1 rRNA gene (only partly in view) is annotated in these 1,747 nt (G+C 56.1%); it reads left to right on the top strand.

The annotated features are described in order from the left end of the window. The first annotated feature begins 87 nt into the window (after positions 1 to 87). Positions 88 to 1,747 (top strand): 23S ribosomal RNA (locus tag AB0F10_RS44875) (it continues 1,644 nt past the right edge of the window).

Below are 1,747 nucleotides of genomic sequence, written 5' to 3'. Positions count from 1 at the left end.
TGGTGGTGTTGGTGTTTTCTGGATGGGGTTGTGGGTTGGTTGTTGGTTGAGAATTGCACAGTGGACGCGAGCATCTTGTTTTCTGTAGGTTAAGTTGTCAAGGGCGAACGGTGGATGCCTTGGCACCAGGAGCCGATGAAGGACGTGGGAGGCCGCGATAGGCCTGGGGGAGCTGTCAACCAAGCTGTGATCCCAGGGTGTCCGAATGGGGAAACCTAGCACGAGTCATGTCGTGTTACCCGCACCTGAATTCATAGGGTGTGTGGAGGGAACGCGGGGAAGTGAAACATCTCAGTACCCGTAGGAAGAGAAAACAACAGTGATTCCGTGAGTAGTGGCGAGCGAAAGCGGATCTAGCCTAAACCAGGCACGTGTGATACCTGTCAGGGGTTACGTGTCCGGGGTTGTGGGACCCACTTATCGCATCTGACAGTGTGGTGAGAAGTTATAAAGTTGCATGTTAGTCGAACGACGTGGGAAAGTCGGCCGTAGACGGTGAGAGCCCGGTAGACGAAAATGTGTGACCTTCTTGTGGTGTTCCCGAGTAGCGGCGGACTCCTGTAATCTGCCGTGAATCTGCCAGGACCACCTGGTAAGGCTGAATACTTCCTGGTGACCGATAGCGGACAAGTACCGTGAGGGAATGGTGAAAAGTACCCCGGGAGGGGAGTGAAATAGTACCTGAAACCGTTCGCCTACAATCCGTCAGAGCCTTTCGGGGTGATGGCGTGCCTTTTGAAGAATGAGCCTGCGAGTTAGTGGCATGTGGCGAGGTTAACCCGTGTGGGGCAGCCGTAGCGAAAGCGAGTCTGAATAGGGCGTCTGAGTCGCATGTTCTAGACCCGAAGCGGAGTGATCTAGCCATGGGCAGGTTGAAGCGTGGGTAAGACTGCGTGGAGGACCGAACCCACCAACGTTGAAAAGTTGGGGGATGACCTGTGGTTAGGGGTGAAAGGCCAATCAAACTCCGTGATAGCTGGTTCTCCCCGAAATGCATTTAGGTGCAGCGTCGCGTGTTTCTTGCCGGAGGTAGAGCACTGGATGGTCTAGGGGGCCTACAAGCTTACCGAAATCAGCCAAACTCCGAATGCCGGTAAGTGAGAGCGCGGCAGTGAGACTGCGGGGGATAAGCTTCGTAGTCGAGAGGGAAACAGCCCAGATCACCAGCTAAGGCCCCTAAGCGTGTGCTAAGTGGAAAAGGATGTGGGGTCGCATAGACAACCAGGAGGTTGGCTTAGAAGCAGCCATCCTTTAAAGAGTGCGTAATAGCTCACTGGTCAAGTGGTTCCGCGCCGACAATGTAGCGGGGCTCAAGCACACCGCCGAAGCTGTGGCATTCACATATTAACCCCGCTCCAATCTTCGGGTTGGGGTGCAGGTGTGTGGATGGGTAGGGGAGCGTCGTGTGGCGGGTGAAGCGGCGGAGTGATCCAGCCGTGGACGCTACACGAGTGAGAATGCAGGCATGAGTAGCGAATGAAGGGTGAGAAACCCTTCCGCCGGATGACCAAGGGTTCCAGGGCCAGGCTAATCCGCCCTGGGTGAGTCGGGGCCTAAGGCGAGGCCGAGAGGCGTAGTCGATGGATAACGGGTTGATATTCCCGTACCCGCAAAGGAGCGCCCAAGACGAACCTCATTATGCTAACCACGCGAGCGGCCGGCGACCTTCGGGTCAAGGGTTGTGAGTCTGGGATCCTGGTGGGTAGTAGTTTAGCGATGGGGTGACGCAGGAAGGTAGCTGAGCCCG

Source organism: Actinoplanes sp. NPDC026623 (genome assembly GCF_040638275.1).
In the GTDB taxonomy this organism is placed as follows: Bacteria; Actinomycetota; Actinomycetes; order Mycobacteriales; family Micromonosporaceae; genus Actinoplanes.
This window is presented reverse-complemented; position numbering and strand designations above follow the sequence as displayed.